19 protein-coding genes, 4 tRNA genes and 1 pseudogene are annotated in these 19,327 nt (G+C 57.8%); 8 read left to right on the top strand and 16 right to left on the bottom strand.

The features are described 5' to 3' along the window. The 5 genes and pseudogenes from GIW48_RS19050 to flgB all read right to left on the bottom strand — a co-directional run. A pseudogene (locus GIW48_RS19050) lies at window positions 1–356 on the bottom strand (hypothetical protein); the annotation flags it as partial. Window positions 357–581: 225 nt separating this feature from the next. Continuing rightward, a complete protein-coding gene (flgE, locus tag GIW48_RS19045) occupies window positions 582–1,892 on the bottom strand; it encodes a flagellar hook protein FlgE (RefSeq protein ID WP_017138383.1) in 1,311 nt (436 codons plus the stop codon). Window positions 1,893–1,923: 31 nt separating this feature from the next. Further along, on the bottom strand, window positions 1,924–2,655 hold the full coding sequence (gene flgD / locus GIW48_RS19040; protein ID WP_017138384.1) for a flagellar hook assembly protein FlgD: 732 nt from the start codon (window positions 2,653–2,655) through the stop codon (window positions 1,924–1,926). A 16-nt stretch (window positions 2,656–2,671) separates the two neighbouring features. Continuing rightward, window positions 2,672–3,124 (bottom strand): flagellar basal body rod protein FlgC, encoded by a 453-nt coding sequence (gene flgC / locus GIW48_RS19035; protein WP_017138385.1) that lies wholly within the window; start codon window positions 3,122–3,124, stop codon window positions 2,672–2,674. A 3-nt stretch (window positions 3,125–3,127) separates the two neighbouring features. Beyond that, the gene (gene flgB, locus GIW48_RS19030; RefSeq protein WP_003214246.1) at window positions 3,128–3,535 is read right to left on the bottom strand and encodes a flagellar basal body rod protein FlgB; all 408 of its coding nucleotides are present in this window, start codon (window positions 3,533–3,535) and stop codon (window positions 3,128–3,130) included. 325 nt (window positions 3,536–3,860) lie between these two features. Here flgB and GIW48_RS19025 point away from each other — a divergent pair, with 325 nt between their 5' ends. Continuing rightward, complete coding sequence (locus GIW48_RS19025) at window positions 3,861–4,640, top strand: hypothetical protein (RefSeq protein ID WP_170039839.1); 780 nt, start codon at window positions 3,861–3,863, stop codon at window positions 4,638–4,640. Window positions 4,641–4,729: 89 nt separating this feature from the next. On the opposite strand, the gene cheR is transcribed toward GIW48_RS19025, so the two are convergent. Beyond that, window positions 4,730–5,557: a protein-glutamate O-methyltransferase CheR gene (cheR, locus tag GIW48_RS19020; RefSeq protein WP_017138387.1), complete on the bottom strand. Its 828-nt coding sequence runs from the start codon at window positions 5,555–5,557 to the stop codon at window positions 4,730–4,732. Between the two features lie 44 nt (window positions 5,558–5,601). Continuing rightward, on the bottom strand, window positions 5,602–6,534 hold the full coding sequence (locus tag GIW48_RS19015) for a chemotaxis protein CheV (protein WP_017138388.1): 933 nt from the start codon (window positions 6,532–6,534) through the stop codon (window positions 5,602–5,604). A gap of 95 nt (window positions 6,535–6,629) precedes the next feature. Here GIW48_RS19015 and flgA point away from each other — a divergent pair, with 95 nt between their 5' ends. From flgA to GIW48_RS18995, 4 genes are all read left to right on the top strand, one after another. Continuing rightward, window positions 6,630–7,388: a flagellar basal body P-ring formation chaperone FlgA gene (flgA, locus tag GIW48_RS19010; protein ID WP_026013793.1), complete on the top strand. Its 759-nt coding sequence runs from the start codon at window positions 6,630–6,632 to the stop codon at window positions 7,386–7,388. A 159-nt stretch (window positions 7,389–7,547) separates the two neighbouring features. Then, on the top strand, window positions 7,548–7,874 hold the full coding sequence (gene flgM, locus GIW48_RS19005) for a flagellar biosynthesis anti-sigma factor FlgM (RefSeq protein WP_017138390.1): 327 nt from the start codon (window positions 7,548–7,550) through the stop codon (window positions 7,872–7,874). A 48-nt stretch (window positions 7,875–7,922) separates the two neighbouring features. Next, window positions 7,923–8,393: a flagella synthesis protein FlgN gene (locus GIW48_RS19000; RefSeq protein ID WP_170039837.1), complete on the top strand. Its 471-nt coding sequence runs from the start codon at window positions 7,923–7,925 to the stop codon at window positions 8,391–8,393. Window positions 8,394–8,489: 96 nt separating this feature from the next. Continuing rightward, the gene (locus GIW48_RS18995; protein WP_170039835.1) at window positions 8,490–9,239 is read left to right on the top strand and encodes a flagellar brake protein; all 750 of its coding nucleotides are present in this window, start codon (window positions 8,490–8,492) and stop codon (window positions 9,237–9,239) included. Between the two features lie 61 nt (window positions 9,240–9,300). Here the strand turns inward: GIW48_RS18995 and GIW48_RS18990 are convergent, their stop codons facing one another. Together GIW48_RS18990 and GIW48_RS18985 are read right to left on the bottom strand one after the other, a co-directional pair. Then, complete coding sequence (locus GIW48_RS18990) at window positions 9,301–10,692, bottom strand: MFS transporter (RefSeq protein WP_017138393.1); 1,392 nt, start codon at window positions 10,690–10,692, stop codon at window positions 9,301–9,303. A gap of 282 nt (window positions 10,693–10,974) precedes the next feature. Continuing rightward, window positions 10,975–11,051 (bottom strand) — tRNA-Arg (locus GIW48_RS18985). A gap of 325 nt (window positions 11,052–11,376) precedes the next feature. Here GIW48_RS18985 and GIW48_RS18980 point away from each other — a divergent pair. From GIW48_RS18980 to GIW48_RS18970, 3 genes are all read left to right on the top strand, one after another. Beyond that, entirely contained in the window at window positions 11,377–11,604 is a 228-nt protein-coding gene (locus tag GIW48_RS18980; protein ID WP_099548206.1) for a hypothetical protein, read from the top strand. An 11-nt stretch (window positions 11,605–11,615) separates the two neighbouring features. Then, complete coding sequence (locus tag GIW48_RS18975; protein ID WP_017138414.1) at window positions 11,616–11,795, top strand: PA3371 family protein; 180 nt, start codon at window positions 11,616–11,618, stop codon at window positions 11,793–11,795. 392 nt (window positions 11,796–12,187) lie between these two features. Beyond that, on the top strand, window positions 12,188–12,514 hold the full coding sequence (locus GIW48_RS18970) for an Arc family DNA-binding protein (protein WP_003193592.1): 327 nt from the start codon (window positions 12,188–12,190) through the stop codon (window positions 12,512–12,514). 123 nt (window positions 12,515–12,637) lie between these two features. Here GIW48_RS18970 and mgtE read toward each other — a convergent pair whose 3' ends face one another. From mgtE to alaS, 7 genes are all read right to left on the bottom strand, one after another. Then, complete coding sequence (mgtE, locus tag GIW48_RS18965; protein ID WP_017138415.1) at window positions 12,638–14,080, bottom strand: magnesium transporter; 1,443 nt, start codon at window positions 14,078–14,080, stop codon at window positions 12,638–12,640. A gap of 339 nt (window positions 14,081–14,419) precedes the next feature. After that, window positions 14,420–14,496: transfer RNA gene (locus GIW48_RS18960), tRNA-Arg, on the bottom strand. 72 nt (window positions 14,497–14,568) lie between these two features. Next, window positions 14,569–14,645, bottom strand: a tRNA-Arg gene (locus tag GIW48_RS18955). A 108-nt stretch (window positions 14,646–14,753) separates the two neighbouring features. Then, a tRNA-Ser gene (locus tag GIW48_RS18950) sits at window positions 14,754–14,844 on the bottom strand. A 62-nt stretch (window positions 14,845–14,906) separates the two neighbouring features. After that, window positions 14,907–15,095 (bottom strand): carbon storage regulator CsrA, encoded by a 189-nt coding sequence (csrA, locus tag GIW48_RS18945; RefSeq protein WP_003175645.1) that lies wholly within the window; start codon window positions 15,093–15,095, stop codon window positions 14,907–14,909. Window positions 15,096–15,269: 174 nt separating this feature from the next. After that, window positions 15,270–16,511 carry an aspartate kinase gene (locus GIW48_RS18940; protein WP_017138417.1) on the bottom strand — a complete coding sequence of 414 codons (1,242 nt, stop codon included), beginning with the start codon at window positions 16,509–16,511 and terminating at the stop codon, window positions 15,270–15,272. 97 nt (window positions 16,512–16,608) lie between these two features. After that, entirely contained in the window at window positions 16,609–19,227 is a 2,619-nt protein-coding gene (gene alaS, locus GIW48_RS18935) for an alanine--tRNA ligase (protein ID WP_138450939.1), read from the bottom strand. Window positions 19,228–19,327 lie beyond the last annotated feature (100 nt).

Here is a 19,327-nt window from a genome sequence, read left to right as displayed (position 1 = left end):
CCACCACCACCACCACCACCACCTGGTGACGGTCCAGGAGCTGGCGCTGGAGACGGCTCATCCGCAAATAAATCCGGAAACAGCCTCTTCAACAACGCGAGCAAATCGGTGGACGCGTCCTTCTTCAACTGCTCAAGGATCTCCTTGAACTTCTCCTCCCCCAGCGCTTTGCGCTTTTCATTGAGCTTGTCCCGCAAGTCCTGGGCGGTTTGGTTTTTGTTGCCCTTTTCGGCGTCATCCAGCTGTTTGAGCATTTGGGCGACGGTTTTTTTATCGGCCTCTATGTCATCCTTTTTTTCCTCTGTAGGGTTAGCGCTCCACAGGTTTTGCCCCGCGCCACTGACGTCATAACGCACACTTCCAGCCCCAGGGCCAGACACCGACAAATTCCACATACCCCGCCCCCTAAGATCCAACACCTTTAAGTCCGATAAGTGGAAAGAACGGCGAGGTCGGTTCCACAAAGGCCTGTCAGCTCGCAACTGAGCAAAGGGTGGGAATGGTTGCTGATCCAAATAGCAGGCAAAAAAAAGCCCCTCGCTAGAGGGGCTTTCATTCACAGCAGTGTCAGGCCAACCGCATCAGGTCATCTGAATAATGGTCTGCATGATGGTGCTCTGGGTGGAGATGGTCTTGGCGTTCGCCTGGTAGTTGCTCTGGGCCTTGATCAGGTCCACCAGCTCGTTGGTCAGGTTGACGTTGGAGTTTTCCAGGGACTTGGACACGATCGAACCCAAGGTGCCGGATTGCGGGGCGTCATAACCCGGCTGGCCCGAGGCGAAGGTCTCTTTCCAAGTGGTGCCACCCGACGGCTGCAGCCCCTGTTCGTTGTTGAAGCTGGCCAGGGAGAGCTGACCGATGGCCTTGCTCTGCTGGTTGCTGAAGGTGGCGAACAGCACGCCGTTACCGTCGATATTCAGACCGGTGATCTGGCCGGTTGCGTAGCCATCAGTGACCGGTGGGTTACGGTAGGTGGCCGAGTTGTACTGGGTGATGTTGCCCATGTTGATGGCAATACCGCCAGGGTTGGCATTCGCGCCGTTTTTGGTCCACACGCCATTGGTCACTGTACCCGGCACCCAGCCAGTCAGCTGCAGGGTAGTGCTGGAGGTGCCCCCGGTGACAATCCCGGTGAGTTTGCCGGCACCGTCAAAGCTCAACGTCGATGCCACCGGTGGCGTCGAGCCTGTGCCGGTAGGTGCCGAACCGTCTGGGTTACGGCCGTCGATCAGGGTGTAGGACTTCCAGGTATTGGAATCCGTTTTGACCAGGTACTGCACCATCGGGTGCGCGTTACCCTGAGTGTCGTACAGCGTAGTGTTGTACTGGGTACTGAACGAGCTGGACTCGGTTGGATCGAACGGGTGCGCCGCCTGATCAATCACCGGCGAGGAAGAGTTCAGGTTACTGGTGGAGTCCACTTTGGTGGACGCCTTGGGCGGCAGGTTCGACAGGTTCAATTGCAGGTCGGTCAACGCGCCCTTGATGATGTTGCCATCGGCGTCCGCGGCGTAGCCTTGCAGGCGCGAGGTGCCGGTGTTGTTGGTGATGTAGCCGTCTTTGTCCGAACGGAAGGTGCCGCTGCGGGTGTATTCCAGCGAACCGTCACTGCCCTTCTGCACGAAGAAGCCACCGCCCTGGATCGCCATGTCCAGCAAGCCGCCGGTGTTGTTGACGTCACCTTGGGTGAATTGCTGGGACACCGCCGCCAGGTTCACGCCGCTGCCGACACTGTTCTGGCCAGTGCCCAGTTTGGACGCCGCGTAGATGTCGGAAAACTCCGCACGGGACGATTTGAAACCGGTGGTCGCAACGTTGGCAATGTTGTTGCCCGTCACGTCCAGTTGTTTGTTGGCCGCATAGAGGCCGCTAAGGCCGATGTTAAAAGACATGTTTCTCTCCTTCTGCCGTATTTAGCCGGCTCTATGTACCGATAGTCTGAATTTGCGACAGCTTGACGCTGCCCATGCCGCCTGCAAGGTTGAGCAGCATTTCGCCGCCGGTCTTGCTCAACGTCACGCTGGTGACCGTTGCCGGCAGCGACGTCAACAGGGCAACCGAGTCGCCTTTGTCATTCTTTGTGCTGGCCGCGAAGGTATAAGTGCCGGCGGGGGCGACTTCACCTTTGTCGTTCTTGCCATCCCATATAAAGCTTGAATTGCCGGCGCTTTGGGCGCCCATGTCGATAGTGCGCACCACGTTGCCGTCTTTGTCGGTGATTTTTACCGAGACGTTACCTGTCGCTGCCGTCACCGCCACCGAGCCGGTCATGCTCTTGCTGGTATCAACCATGGCCTTGTCGGTCTGGGTGATGATCGAACGCCCGACCAGTGACGAGGCCTGCAACGCTTGCGAAGAGCTGAAGTTGCTGGAGATCGCATTCACCGAGTCGTTCAGGGTGTTGATGCCTTCCAGGCTGCTGAACTGCGCCAGCTGCGCCACGAACGCGCCGTTGTCTTGAGGCGACAGCGGATTCTGGTTTTTCAGCTGGGTCACCAGCAGTTGCAGGAACGCATCCTTGCCCAGCGCCTGGTTGCCCGTGGCCGCCTTGGCGGCACCATCAAGGCCGCTGTTGTCTGTGGCAGTCTTGACCTTGGAGTTGAACAGGTCCTGAACCGCCGTGTTGGGTGTAGAAGTGGTATCAACAATGGCCATTATTTGGCGCCCCTTATCACTGACCCAGGGTCAGGACCTTCTGCATCATGGTTTTGGCGGTGTTCATCATTTCCGCGTTGGTCTGGAACGAGCGGCTGGCGGAAATCATGTCGGCCATTTCCTCGACCACGTTGACGTTGGGGTAGTACACGTAACCCTTTTCGTTCGCGGCCGGATGGTTAGGCTCGTAGCGGGCTTCCAGGTTGCTCTGGTCTTCGACCACGCCGAGCACCTGCACGCCTTGGCCCGCCGCATCCTGGTTCTGGAACAGTGAATCACCGCTGCCGCTCTGGCCGGCCTGGCCGCCCTGGAACATGGTGGCGAACACCGGGTGACGGGCGCGGTAGGTCTGGTCAATGCTCGAAGACACGGTCTCGGCGTTGGCGATGTTACTGGCGACGGTGTTCAAACGCGTGGTCTGCGCGCTCATGCCACTGCCGGCAATATTGAAAACACTGGCGAGGGACATGGCTTACTCTCCGCGCAGGGCTGACATCAGCCCTTTGAATTTGCTGTTAAGCAGGGTGAAGCTGGCCTGAAAGTTCACCGAGTTCTCGGCGTAGGCCGATTGCTCCAGCTGGGCGTCGACGGTGTTCTGGTCGATCGACGGCTGCATCGGCGTGCGATACAGCAGCGACTCGTCACCATTGCCCAGGCCTTGCGCTTCGATATGACGGCTGTTAGTCATGTTCAAGGCAAAGGTGCCGTTCTTGGTCTTGTCCTGCTGTGCGGCGAGCACGGCGGAGAAGTCCAAATCCCGAGCCTTGTAGTTCGGGGTGTCGGCGTTGGCGATGTTGTTGGCCAGGACTTCGGCACGTTGGGCGCGAAAGCCCAGGGCTTGTTCGTGGATACCGAGCGCTTTATCGAAGCTGATGCTCATGGCGGAAACCTTTAGGCTGACCTGCTTTTCGTATCTGGGTTATAGCAAGGCCCATGCCAATTCGCCGAAGGCCCGTATTACAAGGGTTTGCGCAAGGTTTGCCGGCGGCAATGCCAGAAAAGCGGCAATGGGCTTCCGCGTGGCGCCAGTAAAGCGGCAATGGCGGTTGCCGCTTTTACACCCGGTGGCAATCCTTCAACAGGCTGCCCCAGTGCGCCAGATACCTTGACCGCTCGTCTGCACTGTCATTTCTGACAGTTGTTGCGCCTACGTCTTTGCGTGCCTCATCGGGTGACCCCCTACATGCATAAAGCAGAGGCACACCATGCTGACTATTCCCCCCCTCAGATTCGTCCTGCAGGACAACGCGCTACCCATTCCAAACCTCTCGACCAGACTGCTGATCGGCAATGCGGTTGAATTGTTTTGCCCCTTTGCCGTCAAGCAGGGTGATTTCGTCAACGCAAATTTGATCGGCGAAAGAGGCAGAACGTACAACCTGAGCTTTGAGGTGGAGAAAGACGAGGCCGGGCTCAACTTTTTGACTCACCGTTCAATCATTGTCGGTAAGTCAGGCACCAATGTTGTTTTAATACTACGCGTTCGACGTGGCAGCGACGTGTACTTTGCGCCGAACGCAACCGTGTCCATCGATGCCGGCGGCATCGTTGTGCCTGTTCCTGGCACAGTGTGGGATTTCGCCGATGGCACCTTCCAGGGCTGGGTACCTCAGTCAGTTTATGCAGGCAGGGTGCTGCACATCGTCAACGGCAGCGTGGTCGTTGACCTGCCCAGCAGCCAGGTAACCAAGGCTCACATCATCACCCAACCCGTATCGGTCATCGCTGGGCGCATCTACGATGTCAGCTTTGACGTCCTGGGTGGTACAGCCGCCGGAGATGGCTCGACGCTGTACCTGACGGTTAACGGCAGCCGAATCGGCGCCAACGTACAAAACATAACCAACGCATCAACACAAACCGGAACCGGGACATTTACCGCAAGCAGTACCGGCACCGTGCATTTGGGTATTTTCAACGAGACCATCCCCAGCAGGAACCATCTTCTATTCTTGGGCAATATCCGAATGACACCCAAACCCTGACCACCGCCCGTAAAAAACTGGCGCTTGGCGCGCATAAAAAACGGGAAGCCTTTGCGGGGCTTCCCGTTTTTTTTATGCTCAAGCCACCTTTATTTGGCCTGATAAATGATCCCGGGGCTGCACTGCACCATCTGGTAATGATCCGGCAAGCCGTTGAGCGCTTCGGATGCACCCAGGAACAAATAACCACCACGCTTGAGCGTACCGTGAATGCGCAACAGGATGTCTTTCTTCACCTCTGCCGAGAAGTAGATCAACACATTGCGGCAGAACACCATGTCGAACTTGCCCAGGCTGGCATAGCTGTCGAGCAGGTTGAACGAGCGAAATTCCACCCGGCTCTTGATCGGCGCCTTGACCGCCCAGCGTCCTGCCCCTTTGGGGTCGAAGAAACGTTGCAAGCGTTCCTGGGACAAACCGCGGCCCAGGGCCAGGCTGTCGTACTCGCCGGTCTTGCAGTTGGTGAGCATGGTGCCGGACAAATCGGTGGCGACAATTTGCGCGCCGGCCTTCAATTGGCCCATGTTCGTACGCTCGAACTCATCGATGGACATCGAGATCGAGTACGGCTCCTGCCCCGACGAACAGGCGGCCGACCAAATACGCAAGCGCTGGCCCGGACTGGCCTTGATGGCCTCCGGCAGCACTTTGTTCTTGAGCACTTCAAAGGGGTAAGTATCACGAAACCACAAGGTTTCGTTGGTGGTCATGGCATCCACCACCATTTCCTTGAGCCCGCTGCGCGGCTGACCCTGGATGCGCTGGACCAACTCACCCAGGGATTTAATGCCCTGCTGTTCCATCAGTTTGTTGAGACGGCTGGATACCAGGTACTGCTTGTTTTCACCGAGCAATATGCCACAGGCTTTTTCCAGGAAGACCCGGAACTGTTCGAAATCCAAATTACCCGTAGACAATGATACCGCCTCTTAAATCGTGTGACCGCCAGGAGGAAATCCCCCTAGCCGTGATCTGCTGCCTTGATCCGGTCGACTACCCGGGATGCCAGGTCATCAGGGCGGAATTTGGCCAGGAAGTCATCAGCACCGACCTTCTTGACCATCGCCTGATTGAATACGCCCGACAAGGAAGTATGCAGGATGATATGCAATTTTTGCATGCGTGGATCGTTACGTATCTCGGCCGTGAGGGTATAGCCGTCCATTTCCGGCATTTCAATGTCGGAGATCATCATCAGGAACTCTTCTTCCGGCTTCTTGCCTTCGTCCACCAGCTTGCGCAGGTAATCCAGGGCTTGGCGACCATCGTTCAAGGCCACCACTTCCACGCCGACCGTTTGCAGGCAACGGCTGACCTGCTTGCGTGCCACCGAGGAGTCATCCACCGTCAGCACACGCAGCGACACCGCCTTGTGTGCGGTTTCGGCGTCTACCACGCCAACCGAAATGGTTTCCGAGGTGGGTGCGACTTCGGCGAGGATCTTTTCCACGTCGATGATTTCGACCAACTGGTTGTCGACCCGCGTCACTGCCGTGAGGTAGTGATCGCGCCCGGTGCCCTTGGGCGGCGGATGGATCTCCTCCCAGTTCATATTGACGATGCGCTCCACCGAGCGCACCAGGAAACCCTGGGTCTTGGTGTTGTATTCGGTGATGATCACAAAGGGGCTTTCGCGGTCCTGCAACCCCGAGGAACCGGTGGCCATGGCCAGGTCGAGAATCGGGATGGTCGCGCCTCGGATATTCGCTACGCCGCAGACCACCGGGCTGGATTTAGGCAATATGGTCAGCTTGGGGCACTGCAGCACTTCCCGCACTTTAAACACATTGATGCCGTACAGCTGCTTGCCGTCCAGGCGGAAAAGCAACAGTTCCAGGCGATTCTGCCCTACCAGCTGTGTGCGCTGGTTTACTGAGTCCATTACTCCTGCCATGCCTTGACTCCTACGCTAAAACCTTTGGCTATACCTACAAGGGCAACGACGCTCACCCAACACTAAACGGCACGGGCTTTGCTATTTATTGGTCTATGAACCTTAAAACGACAGTTTTCCGACGCATCCCACGGTACCGCAGATTGCTCTGCGCAACGATGGCTTTGCTTGCCTTGGGCTCGGGCACCACGGCTCGCGCAGATAATGTCACCTTGCCTGATCTCCTTATCGGCGTCACCCAAGGCTTTCTTGAGTTCACTGTAGAAGATTATCTGGCGACCACCCAAACGCCGGGGCGTTACGAAATCCAGGTCAACCAACTGGACCCGCGCCTGCGCATGCCTATGTGCGACAAGGAATTGACGGCCAGCCTCGAAAGCCCGGCCCAGCCCATCGGCCGCGTGACGGTAAAAGTGCGCTGCGAGGGCGCCTCACCCTGGACCGTGTTTGTACCGGCACAGGTCAAACTGTTCCGCGATGTGGTTGTGGTCACACGCCCGCTCAAACGCACCGGCATCATTGGTTTTGAAGACGTGGCCCTGCGTGAACGCGACATCAGCCTGATCAACCAGGGTTACCTCACCGCTGTGGACCAAGCGATCGGGCAGAAACTTACCCGACCAATGGTCACCGACCAGGTCATCACGCTAGTACATCTGGAACAGGCTGAAGTGATTCGCAAGGGCGACCAGGTGGTGATTTCCGCCAGCAGCGGCGGGCTAATGGTAAAAATGCCGGGGGAGGCGCTGTCCAACGGCGGGATGAGCGAGCAGATCCGGGTCAAGAACCTCAATTCCAACCGTGTGATCAAGGCGCAGGTGACCGCGCCGGGCCAGGTTGAGGTGGCGCTATAGAAGATCACCGCTGTGAGATCACTGGTGTGAAACGCCAGGTTTTCCTACACTGTGCGTGGGATGTCGACCTGTGCAGGTTTATTGTCAATCGGGCCTAAAGTTTGTCCGGGTATGGCCGAAAACATGGCAAGCGTCCAAATACCCAGAGGTTTTTTTAACATGGTCATTGATTTCAGTCGTTTAAATAACACCCAGGCTTTGCCGGGCAATACGCGCACCAGCGGGGCAAAGGACGGCGTAGAAGCCAAGTCCCAGCCAGCACCTGCCGCCAAGGCAGAACAGGCCAGCGCCAGCCAGAGCGGGGAATCGGTACACCTGAGCAATGAGGCTCAACAGTTGCAGAAGGTCACTGACTCGCTGCGCGATCAACCCGTTGTCAATAAAGCCCGCGTGGCCGAATTGAAACAGGCAATCGCTGATGGCAGCTATAAGGTCGACAGCAACCGTGTAGCCAGCAAGCTGCTTAACTTCGAAGCCGAGCGCTAGGCAAAGGCCTGCGCAGGGCTTGTGGACGCTTAAAACCCAAGGCCAGCCATGCACCACGACGAACATCTGCTTGAACTGATCATTGATGATCTGGCGCCGACGCAACTTCTGCTCGAGCTGCTCAAAGAAGAATCCCTGGCCCTCTATGGCCGGGATATGCGCTTGCTGGAGGAAATCCTGGCGCGCAAACAGTCGCTGATCGTGCTGCTGGAGCAGCATGGCAAGAAGCGCAGCGAAATTCTCATCAGCCTGGGCCTGCCGGCTGATCATGACGGCCTGGCACAACTGGCCAGCCACTCCTCGGTAGGCGCACAGTTGCTGGCGCAGAGCACCGCACTCAATCAATTGCTCGCCCAGTGCCAGGAAGCCAACCTGCTCAACGGCCAATCGATCCAGCTACAGCAGGCAACGACCGCCAACCAGTTGCGTATACTCCACGGCGGAGAGCCTCCGGCGCTGTACAACGCCCAAGGGTCGACCTCGCGCCTGGTCAAGCCAAGCACCCGCAGCCAAGCCTGACACCGGTTTACAGCGCGCCCTATCCAAGGCGCGCTACATGCTGGCAAAATGCCGGTTCTTGCGTGTAGTCGTATTTTGCCTGGAGATGGAAGAACCGTGTTCAACGCCCTTAATGCGGAAGATGCTCCGCAGCCACCCAAGGTGCTCACCACGCCTCTGGAAATCGCCAGCACGTTGCGAATGCTGCAAGAAAGCCATGACCCGCTGATTATCACTTTCCATGAACGCAGCCAGCGGTTCCAAAGCTATCTGGTGGATATAGATCGGGACAGCAAAACGCTCGCCCTGGACGAAATGATCCCCCGCGACGGTGAACGCTACCTTGAGAACGGCGAACCGTTCCGCATTGAAGGTTTCCATGACGGTGTGCGTGTCGCCTGGGAAAGCAACGGCACACTGACCATCAGTGAAAAAGGCGGCCACCGCATCTACACCGGCAGCATGCCCGACGAGGTGGTCTACCATCAGCGTCGCAATGCCTTTCGGGCAGCGTTGAAGCTGGCCCAACTGGTAAGCATCGAGCTGGGTGGCGAAAAGCTCAAGGCACCGATCAACGGCAAACTGCTGGACATCTCCGCCACCGGCTGCAAGCTGCGTTTTGAAGGCGACATTTCCGATCGCCTGCAGCTGGGCCAGGTCTATGACCGCTTTATCGCCGCCCTGCCCTTTGGCAGCATGACCACCTCGGTGGAGCTGCGTTACTTGCACGTCGAAGACAAGATCAACACCACCTTCGCCGGCGTGCGCTTCCATAACATGAGCGGCTTGGTTCAGCGCCAGGTTGAACGTTTTGTGTATCAGTTGCAGCGTGAAGCGCGGCGCTTTGACAAAGACGACGACCTTTAAGCCTTAAAGGCCGTATGAATAAAAACGGGCAGATCCTGATGGGATCTGCCCGTTTTTGCTTTCAGGGGCGTGCCCTACTCAAGTCGTGGGGATGCTCGTCCGGCCCCAGAGGCTCCGGCGGCCCTTCAAAAGCCGGTTCATCCGCGGGTTGTTGCGGGTCAGTTTCGATTTCAGGTTCCGGGTCGGGCACCACGCTCTGCATTTGCTCCTGCACCACCGCTTCATCCACCCGCGGGTCAAGGCAGGCCACCAGCGGCGAGCTGGACATGCTGTCGGGCATCGCCACGTGATGCAGCGGCGCATCGTCCACCTGATGCAGGTTAGTCACCGCCTTCGGCCGGATCCGCCATACCAGGACCAATGCACACAGGCTGAAAAAGGCGTACAGCATGTGGCTGCCGAACAGCTTCATCACCACACCCGCCAACAGCGGCCCGACACTCGCGCCGATGCCGTAGGTCACCAGCAACATGGCCGTCAGCGACACGCGGCGATCACCTTCCACATGGTCATTGGAGAACGCCACAGCCAACGGATACAGGCAGAACTGCACCAGCGAACACAGGAAGCCAGCCACAAACAGCACTTCCAGCGGCACTTGGGTCATCACGGCCAATGGCAACGCCGCCACCGCCAGGCACAAGGCAAAGCAGCGAATCAGCAAGGCGCGATCATAGCGGTCCGACAACCAACCCAATGGCCACTGCACCAACAGACCGGCAAAGATGCAGCTACCCATGAACAGGCCGACCTGCTCGGTGCTCAAGCCTTGCTGCGAGGCATACAACGGCGCCAGGCCGTAGAAAGAGCCAACGATCAGCCCCGCGCCCAGCACCGTACTCAGCGACTGCGGCACACGCTTGATAAAGAAGCGTGGCTCCATAGGTGCAGGGTGCAGAGGCGCCGGGTGAATGCGTCGGGTCATGGCCACCGGCACCAGGCACAAGGCAAAGCACAGCGCCACGAGCATGAGCAATTCGAGGCCAAGCTGCGGGTGCATGACCAGAATCAACTGACCCAATACCAGCCCAAGGTAGGAGGCGATCATATAGCCGCTGAATACCACGCCACGCTGCTTGGCGTCCGCCTGCTCATTGAGCCAGCTTTCGATAACCATGTACTGGCACATCATCCCCAGGCCCACGATCATCCGCAGCACAATCCAGGCCGGCAGCCAGTTGATGAGGCCGTGGCCCAACACCGCCGCGCCGACAATCCCGGCACAGGTGGCATACGCGCGAATATGCCCGACGCGGGCAATCAGGCGATGCCCGATCTTGCCGCCCAGCACCAGGCCGAAGTAGTTGGCCGCCATCAGCGCACCCACCCACAGGCTGTCGACGTGGTCGGCTGCCAGACGCAAGGCAAGGTAAGTGCTGAGCAGGCCGGACCCGATCAACATCATCAAGGAGGCGAAATAAAGGGCTCGAAAAGATTTCCAGATCTGGCGCATCGGCGTTCCGAGCGGCTCCTTGCAGTGAGGGACAGGGCTATCAGCATGATAGTCCGGGGTTGCCGGGAGCGGACAGACGCAGCGGGCCGTTTTCCGGGGAATATTTTGCTTAATCGTTCAGACGCTGCCTGGCCGCATGCAAGGTACATATGCAACGTACAAAAGCGACGAGAAACACACTGCGCACCTGCTGTGAACCCTGACAGGCGGCAAGGTTCGACCGGTGTTGCAGGCACGCACAAAAAAGCCCTGCCAGGACAACCTGTGCAGGGCTTTTGAAGATGGTGTCCCAGGGCCGGTTCGAACGGCCAACCTTCCCCTTAGGAGGGGGATGCTCTATCCAATTGAGCTACTGGGACAAATGACAGCCATCGGGCACGGGGCACAGCGACGGACGGCGTGCATGTTAACGGCCAAGGTGGGTTTTGTCATGTCGTCCGTGGGCTTTTTGAGTGTAGGCCGATCCTTGTTCCACCGAGGCCCGCGTTGCCCCGCAGCCACGGGGCCTGGATGCTGTCGTGCAAAATGCACTACCCCAAAATGCCACCATTGCAAATTGCAACCCGACGCCACTTTAAAGTAGACTCAAGTCATTGATTTTAATGAAATAATAGATTGGCACGGGACCTGCAATACTTCTCCTACAAACCCATCCAGCCACGGCGTTTAGCGGAGAACATGACCATGAACAGTGCCCTTCTGTTAGCCCTCAACACCATAGCCTTGGCTGCACTGGTGATGTTTCATTTCCAATCCACCGGCAGTAATGATCCTGCGCAACTTAGCCAGGCCGTGCCGCACCATCTGCAACAACGCCCGCAATTGGCGGTGATGACGCCCAACGCGCAATCGCCGGTACGCCTGACCCAAGGCACCCAGACTGCACCGGCATCCGAACATTGGGTTTTCTAAGGACGCCATTCATGAGCAAATCCGCCTGGCTGTTTTTGTGCCTGACTGTCGCCACTGGCCTCCTGGGCCTGGGCGCCACCTCCGAAGATGGACAAACTGCTGCAATGGTCGCAGCCGGCGTGTTCACGAGTCTGCTTGTGCTGACGCTTTTCATGGGCCGCAAAATCAAATTCGACCCCGTTTTGCGGTAATCTCTGCGCCACCTCCCTCCCTCGACCTTATGTCGCCCCGCCCTAGCAAATCGGCAAATTGCCACTAGTCTTAAAGATAAGGGCAAAAGGCCACTTTGCTTTAGGATATGCGGCCTCAATCCCTGCGCGCGCCTCGACTTACGGGAAGTTCCCCTGAGGAATGACGCGTTGAAAAGTTTTCCAACCAGTCCGCAAAAATACAAATGAGTGCTGGCATTAAGCCTTTAGTCAGTTCAATATTTGTCACAGAATTGACGCCAAGGAAATGTCAAATCTGAGGCATGATGCGGCCTCTTTGCAATTCGGGTTGAACTTTGGTCGTGAGCCTTGTCTTAACACTCATCTTGCGGCCAATTCCAAAAACCGCTCCCCTGAACTAACCGGTTAAATATATGCGCCCATTGAAACAGGCAATTTATTCCAGCCGTACGGCTGACAAGTTCGTCGTACGTCTGCCAGACGGAATGCGGGAACGCATTGCCGAGGTGGCTCGCAATCATCACCGCAGCATGAACTCCGAAATCATCGCGCGCCTGGAGCAGAGCCTTATTCAGGAAGGTGCGTTGGGCGAAGAGTTGAGCATGCGCCTGGACAGCCCTGAGCTGTCACTGCACGAACGCGAACTGCTGCAGCGTTTTCGTCAGCTCTCCCACCGCCAGCAAAATGCTCTCGTCTCGCTTATCGCGCACGACGTTGAGGCGGCCGCAGAAGCCAATTGATCTGCAACTGAAAGCCGAAGCCAGCGCTATGCTGGCTTTTTTTTGCGTGAAATTTGAGGGCACCGCAGAGGACTTGTGTGGGAGCGAGCTTGCATTTGCTAGCAAGCCCGCCCCCACAGGGGATCAGAGCAGAAAGATCGTCGCCAGGCCCAGGAAGATGAAGAAGCCACCGCTGTCGGTCATGGCCGTGATCATCACACTGGCACCCATGGCCGGGTCGCGCCCCAGGCGTGCCAGTGTCATGGGGATCAACACGCCCATCAACGCCGCCAACAGCAGGTTGAGGGTCATGGCAGCCGTCATCACCACGCCCAGCGACCAACTGCCATACAGCAAGTAAGCCACCACGCCGATCACCCCGCCCCACACCAAGCCATTGATCAGGCCCACAGCCAATTCTTTGCGCAACAGGCGCGAGGAGTTGGCCGTACTCACCTGGTCCAGTGCCATGGCACGCACAATCATGGTGATGGTCTGGTTACCGGAGTTACCCCCAATACCTGCCACGATCGGCATCAGCGCCGCGAGGGCGACAAGCTTCTCGATGGAACCTTCGAACAACCCGATCACGCGCGAAGCGATGAACGCCGTGATCAGGTTGATCGCAAGCCACGCCCAACGGTTATGCAGGGAGCGCCAAACTGACGCAAAAATATCTTCCTCTTCACGCAGACCCGCCATGTTGAGGACTTCGGTTTCACTCTCTTCACGAATCAGGTCGACCATTTCATCGATGGTCAAACGGCCAATCAGCTTGCCGTTCTTGTCGACCACAGGCGCCGAGATCAAGTCATAACGCTCAAATGCCTGGGCAGCCTCGTAGGCGTCTTCATCCGGGTGAAAACTCACCGTATCGCTGGCCATCAGATCCGCTACTTTCTTTTCCGGATCATTGACCAGCAGGCGCTTGATCGGCAACACGCCCTTGAGAATGCCTTCGTAGTCGACCACGAACAGTTTGTCAGTATGGCCCGGCAGCTCTTTGAGCCGACGCAGGTAACGCAAGACCACTTCCAGGCTGACGTCTTCGCGGATGGTGACCATCTCGAAGTCCATCAATGCGCCGACCTGATCCTCGTCATAAGACAACGCGGAGCGCACACGCTCACGCTGCTGGCTGTCGAGGGCCTCCATCAACTCATGGACAACATCACGCGGCAGCTCAGGCGCCAGGTCAGCCAGTTCGTCGGCGTCCATCTCCTTGGCAGCGGCAAGGAGCTCGTGATCGTCCATGTCGGCGATCAGGGTTTCACGGACCGAGTCGGATACTTCAAGGAGGATGTCGCCGTCGCGGTCAGCCTTGACCAACTGCCACAGGGTCAGTCGATCATCGAGTGGCAAGGCTTCAAGAATATAAGCGACGTCGGCGGAGTGCAGATCATCGAGCTTGCGTTGCAGCTCAACGAGGTTTTGCCGGTGAACCAGGTTTTCGACGCGGTCGTGGTGCGGACCTTCCTGGCGGTGCGTGAGGTCTTCGACCACGCGCTGACGCTGCAGCAGCTCGATGACTTGAGCCAGGCGATCCTGCAGGCTGTCTTGTGTTTTCTTTACTTCTACTTCGGTCATAGGCGAACTCCACTCCCAGCAGCGGGGCACGCCGGAAGGATCAATCAGTCAATTCATGATTGGTAAAACGGGGTACTGAGCAACTACTGGGTAAGTCCATGGAGGTATTCCACAAGCCCCGGCGGGGCTGACGGGCGCAATGATACACGCTGCGCGCGCTTTAAACGTTAAAAAACTGGAAAGAACAAGCGCTTGCGAGCCAAAGCTGAGCATTGGCTGCATCTATGAACTGCGACGACACAGCCCGAAAGGAAAACACATGAGACAGGAGAAAGAGTTGAAATCCTACACAAACCCCAGACGGCAAAAAGCCCGCACTAGGCGGGCTTTTTGTTTGTATGGTGCACTCGACAGGATTCGAACCTGTGACCGCTCGGTTCGTAGCCGAGTACTCTATCCAGCTGAGCTACGAGTGCAGATTGTGTTTTTAGACCAGATCACAACTGGTTGAAGCCAAGTCACCTGCATTGCTGCAACTGACTCTTAAATGGTGCACTCGACAGGATTCGAACCTGTGACCGCTCGGTTCGTAGCCGAGTACTCTATCCAGCTGAGCTACGAGTGCATTTGTTGCCGCGCATTATAGGCCGTTCAATCTCTATGTAAAGCTATTTTTTCGTTTAATTTCAACAACTTAGCGAAAAAACCAGATTGCAACGTACTAAGCAAATAATGGCGGAGAACGGGGGATTCGAACCCCCGACACCCTTTTGAGGTGTACTCCCTTAGCAGGGGAGCGCCTTCGGCCACTCGGCCAGCTCTCCGCAACACGGGGCGTATATTAACCACGTTCATCCCCGTTTGCAAACATAAAAAACGATAAAAATTAAAGGCTTGGTTCTTCGTCCTTCTCTTTCTTGATCCGCAGGTAGATTTCCTCGCGGTGGACAGCTACCTCTTTCGGAGCGTTAACCCCGATACGTACTTGATTGCCTTTGACGCCGAGCACGGTCACGGTGATTTCGCCATCACCGATAATCAGGCTTTCTGCGCACCGACGAGTCAGAATCAGCATAGCTTTCACCTCACGCATTTCAGTTCAGGAACAACAGTCTGCAAAAAAAAGGCGTTCGACCTACAACCTGATGGCCATAGCCCTAACGACCTAAGTATTGTCGAGCGCACGCAAAAGACCATGCGCTCCACAAAAAATGAAAGGCGCGGTATACCGCGCCTTCCTGGTATCGCATCACTCGCCCGGTCGGGCCGGAGCGTCCAGCTCAAAAGCGGTATGCAGCGCGCGCACAGCCAGCTCCAGGTACTTCTCTTCGATCACCACCGAGACTTTGATTTCCGAGGTGGAGATCATCTGGATGTTGATGCTTTCCTTGGCCAGCGCCTCGAACATGCGGCTGGCAACACCGGCATGGGAACGCATGCCCACGCCCACGATCGACACCTTGGCAATCTTGGTATCCCCGACCACTTCACGGGCGCCAATCTCGCTCGCGGTGTTCTGCAGGATACGCTCGGCAGCATCGTACTCGTTGCGGTGCACAGTGAAGGTGAAATCGGTGGTGTTATCGTGCGAAACGTTCTGCACGATCATGTCGACTTCAATGTTCGCGCCACTGATAGGGCCGAGGATCTTGAACGCCACGCCCGGGGTGTCTGGCACGCCACGGATCGTCAGCTTGGCTTCATCGCGGTTGAAAGCGATGCCGGAAATGATCGGCTGTTCCATGGATTCCTCTTCATCAATAGTAATGAGGGTGCCCGGACCCTCTTTGAAGCTGTGCAATACGCGCAGCGGAACGTTGTACTTGCCGGCGAACTCCACCGCGCGGATCTGCAACACCTTGGAACCGAGGCTGGCCATTTCCAGCATCTCTTCAAAGGTGATCTTGTCCAGGCGCTGGGCCACGGACACCACACGCGGGTCGGTGGTGTACACGCCGTCCACATCAGTATAGATCTGACATTCATCGGCCTTGAGCGCCGCTGCCAGTGCCACACCGGTGGTATCCGAACCGCCACGCCCGAGGGTCGTGATGTTGCCCTGCTCGTCCACACCCTGGAAGCCTGCTACAACTACCACGCGGCCGGCTTTCAGATCTGTGCGGATTTTCTGATCGTCAATCTGCAGGATGCGTGCCTTGGTATGCGCGCTGTCGGTGAGGATGCGCACCTGGCTGCCCGTGTAGGACACTGCCGGCACACCACGCTTGTTCAGTGCCATGGCCAGCAAGGCAATGGTTACCTGCTCGCCGGTGGACACGATCACATCCAGCTCACGCGGCAGCGGCTGTTGGTCACCACTGATTGCCTTGGCCAGATCGATCAGGCGATTGGTTTCGCCGCTCATGGCCGACAGCACCACCACCAGGTCATCGCCGGCGTCGCGGAATTTCTTAACCTTGTCGGCGACCTGCTCGATTCTTTCGACAGAGCCGACCGAGGTGCCTCCAAATTTCTGTACGATCAAAGCCATTTCTAAGCCGCCTCAGCCCGTAAAGGGGCGCCCAATAAACAAATCGTCCAGCACCCAAACGAGCCCATGACTAGACCATGGGCTCATTAACAGTGCCTTAAATGCCGGCCTCGACAAACGGCACGGTCAGGGCCAGGGCCGCGTCCAGGGAGCCTGCGTCTACACCACCGCCTTGCGCCATGTCCGGACGACCACCGCCCTTCCCGCCCACTGCCGCAGCGGCTTGCTTCATCAAATCACCGGCCTTGAGTTGGCCAGTCAGGTCTTTGGTTACACCGGCAACCAGAACGACCTTTTCCTCATGGACACCGCCGAGCAGGATCACTGCGCGGCCGAGCTTGTTCTTCAACTGATCGACCAAGGCCAACAGCGCCTTGCCGTCCTGGCCGTCCAGGCGCACAGCCAGTACTTTCACGCCCTTGACGTCCAGCGCGGAGGCCGACAGATCGTCGCCCGCTGCGCTCGCCGCCTTGGCTTGCAACTGCTCCAGCTGTTTTTCCAGTGCGCGGTTGCGCTCCAGCACGGCCGACAGCTTGTCGATCAGGTTGTCGCGGCTGCCCTTGACCAGGCCGGCCGCTTCCTTGAGTTGTTCTTCAGCCGCATTGAGGTAAGCCAGGGCCGCAGCACCGGTGACCGCTTCAATACGCCGTACACCAGAGGCCACGCCGCCTTCGCTGATGATTTTCAACAGGCCGATATCGCCCGTACGGTTAGCGTGGATACCGCCACACAGTTCCACCGAGAAGCTGCCGCCCATGCTCAGTACGCGCACTTCGTCGCCGTACTTCTCGCCAAACAGCGCCATGGCGCCTTTCTTCTTGGCGGTTTCAATGTCGGTTTCTTCGGTTTCAACCGGGGTATTCTTGCGAATCTCGGCGTTGACGATGTCTTCCAGCGCCTTGATCTGCTCAGGCTTGATCGCTTCAAAGTGGCTGAAGTCGAAACGCAGGCGCTGGCTATCGACCAACGAACCCTTCTGCTGCACATGCTCACCCAGCACTTGGCGCAACGCAGCGTGCAGCAAGTGAGTGGCAGAATGGTTCAAAGCAGTTGCATGCCGCACGTCGGCATCGACTTGAGTGTCGACCGGCGCACCGACCGTCAGGTTACCCAACACCAGCACACCGTGGTGCAGGAACGCGCCGCCGGTCTTGGTGGTGTCACGCACTTCAAAACGCCCGGAGGTCGAGCTCAGGAAACCACAGTCACCCACCTGGCCACCGGATTCGGCGTAGAACGGCGTCTGGTCCAGGACCACCACCGCCTCGTCGCCTTCGCTCAATACGTCGACCGACTTGCCATCTTTGTAGATGGCCACGATCTTGGCCGCGCCAACGGTCGCCGCGTAACCGGTGAACTCGGTGGGCACGTCAACCTTGACCAGGGTGTTGTAGTCCAGGCCAAAGGAGCTGGCGGAACGGGCACGCACGCGCTGGGCTTCCATCTCACGCTCAAAACCCGCCTCATCGATGGTCAGCTCGCGCTCACGGGCGATGTCGGCGGTCAGGTCCATCGGGAAACCGTAGGTGTCATACAACTTGAACACTACATCGCCCGGCACCACGGTGCCTTTGAGTTCAGCCAGGTCCTGCTCGAGGATCTTCAGGCCGTGCTCCAGGGTCTTGGAGAACTGCTCTTCTTCAGCCTTGAGCACGCGCTCGATGTTGGCCTGCTGCTGCTTGAGTTCCGGGAAGGCATCGCCCATCTCGGCGACCAGCGCGGCAACGATCTTGTAGAAGAAGCTGCCGGTGGCGCCCAGCTTGTTACCGTGGCGGCAGGCGCGACGGATGATGCGGCGCAGCACATAGCCGCGGCCTTCGTTGGACGGCAGCACACCGTCGGCGATCAGGAAGCCGCACGAACGGATGTGGTCCGACACCACCTTGAGCGAAGACTGGTTGTCATTGGCGCAGCCAATGGCGGCCGCCGACGCGCTCAGCAGGTTGGTGAACAGGTCGATTTCGTAGTTGGAATGCACGTGCTGCATCACCGCACTGATCCGCTCCAGGCCCATGCCGGTGTCCACCGACGGCGCCGGCAGCGGATGCAACACGCCATCGGCGGTGCGGTTGAACTGCATGAAGACGTTGTTCCAGATCTCGATGTAACGGTCGCCGTCTTCTTCCGGCGAGCCCGGTGGGCCGCCCCAGATATCGGCGCCGTGATCATAGAAAATCTCGGTGCACGGGCCGCACGGGCCGGTATCGCCCATGGTCCAGAAGTTGTCGGACGCGTAAGGCGCGCCCTTGTTGTCGCCGATGCGAATCATGCGCTCGACGGGCACACCGATTTGCTGGGTCCAGATGTCATAGGCTTCGTCGTCGGTCGCGTAGACCGTGACCCAGAGCTTTTCCTTGGGCAGCTTCAACACGCCGGTCAGGAAGGTCCAGGCGAAGGTAATCGCATCTTTCTTGAAATAGTCGCCGAAGCTGAAGTTACCCAGCATCTCGAAGAAGGTGTGGTGGCGAGCGGTGTAGCCAACGTTTTCCAGGTCGCTGTTCTTGCCGCCGGCGCGTACGCACTTCTGGCTGCTGGTGGCGCGGGTGTAGGCGCGCTTTTCCTGGCCCAGGAAGCAGTCCTTGAACTGGTTCATCCCCGCGTTGGTGAACAGCAGGGTTGGGTCATTGCCTGGGATCAAGGAGCTGGAGGCTACACGGGTGTGGCCTTGCTCTTCGAAGAAGCGAAGGAAGGCTTCACGGATTTCTGCGCTTTTCATTAGGTTCTTCCACGGAGTCTGCGGCCAAAGGCCAGTGCGCAACATCATCAGACGGAGCGACGGCAAAGGGCCGCATTATATCGGCCCTTTGCCGGTGGTA

The sequence above is a fragment of the Pseudomonas sp. PA-6-3C genome, assembly GCF_021605825.1.
GTDB classification, from domain to species: Bacteria; Pseudomonadota; Gammaproteobacteria; order Pseudomonadales; family Pseudomonadaceae; genus Aquipseudomonas; species Aquipseudomonas edaphica.
Note: the sequence above shows the minus strand (reverse complement) of the source record. Positions and strands in the feature narration are given on the sequence as shown.

Bases quoted from the DNA above. Each gene is read 5' to 3' on its own strand.
- GIW48_RS18975 (WP_017138414.1), top strand. From the start codon at position 11,616: ATGAGCAAATCCGCCTGGCTGTTTTTGTGCCTGACTGTCGCCACTGGC.
- flgA (WP_026013793.1), top strand. From the start codon at position 6,630: ATGAACCTTAAAACGACAGTTTTCCGACGCATCCCACGGTACCGCAGA.
- GIW48_RS19025 (WP_170039839.1), top strand. From the start codon at position 3,861: ATGCTGACTATTCCCCCCCTCAGATTCGTCCTGCAGGACAACGCGCTA.
- mgtE (WP_017138415.1), bottom strand. From the start codon at position 14,080: ATGACCGAAGTAGAAGTAAAGAAAACACAAGACAGCCTGCAGGATCGC.
- flgM (WP_017138390.1), top strand. From the start codon at position 7,548: ATGGTCATTGATTTCAGTCGTTTAAATAACACCCAGGCTTTGCCGGGC.
- alaS (WP_138450939.1), bottom strand. From the start codon at position 19,227: ATGAAAAGCGCAGAAATCCGTGAAGCCTTCCTTCGCTTCTTCGAAGAG.
- flgE (WP_017138383.1), bottom strand. From the start codon at position 1,892: ATGTCTTTTAACATCGGCCTTAGCGGCCTCTATGCGGCCAACAAACAA.
- GIW48_RS19000 (WP_170039837.1), top strand. From the start codon at position 7,923: ATGCACCACGACGAACATCTGCTTGAACTGATCATTGATGATCTGGCG.
- flgD (WP_017138384.1), bottom strand. From the start codon at position 2,655: ATGGCCATTGTTGATACCACTTCTACACCCAACACGGCGGTTCAGGAC.
- GIW48_RS18970 (WP_003193592.1), top strand. From the start codon at position 12,188: ATGCGCCCATTGAAACAGGCAATTTATTCCAGCCGTACGGCTGACAAG.
- flgC (WP_017138385.1), bottom strand. From the start codon at position 3,124: ATGTCCCTCGCCAGTGTTTTCAATATTGCCGGCAGTGGCATGAGCGCG.
- GIW48_RS18980 (WP_099548206.1), top strand. From the start codon at position 11,377: ATGAACAGTGCCCTTCTGTTAGCCCTCAACACCATAGCCTTGGCTGCA.
- GIW48_RS18940 (WP_017138417.1), bottom strand. From the start codon at position 16,511: ATGGCTTTGATCGTACAGAAATTTGGAGGCACCTCGGTCGGCTCTGTC.
- csrA (WP_003175645.1), bottom strand. From the start codon at position 15,095: ATGCTGATTCTGACTCGTCGGTGCGCAGAAAGCCTGATTATCGGTGAT.
- GIW48_RS19015 (WP_017138388.1), bottom strand. From the start codon at position 6,534: ATGGCAGGAGTAATGGACTCAGTAAACCAGCGCACACAGCTGGTAGGG.
- GIW48_RS18990 (WP_017138393.1), bottom strand. From the start codon at position 10,692: ATGCGCCAGATCTGGAAATCTTTTCGAGCCCTTTATTTCGCCTCCTTG.
- flgB (WP_003214246.1), bottom strand. From the start codon at position 3,535: ATGAGCATCAGCTTCGATAAAGCGCTCGGTATCCACGAACAAGCCCTG.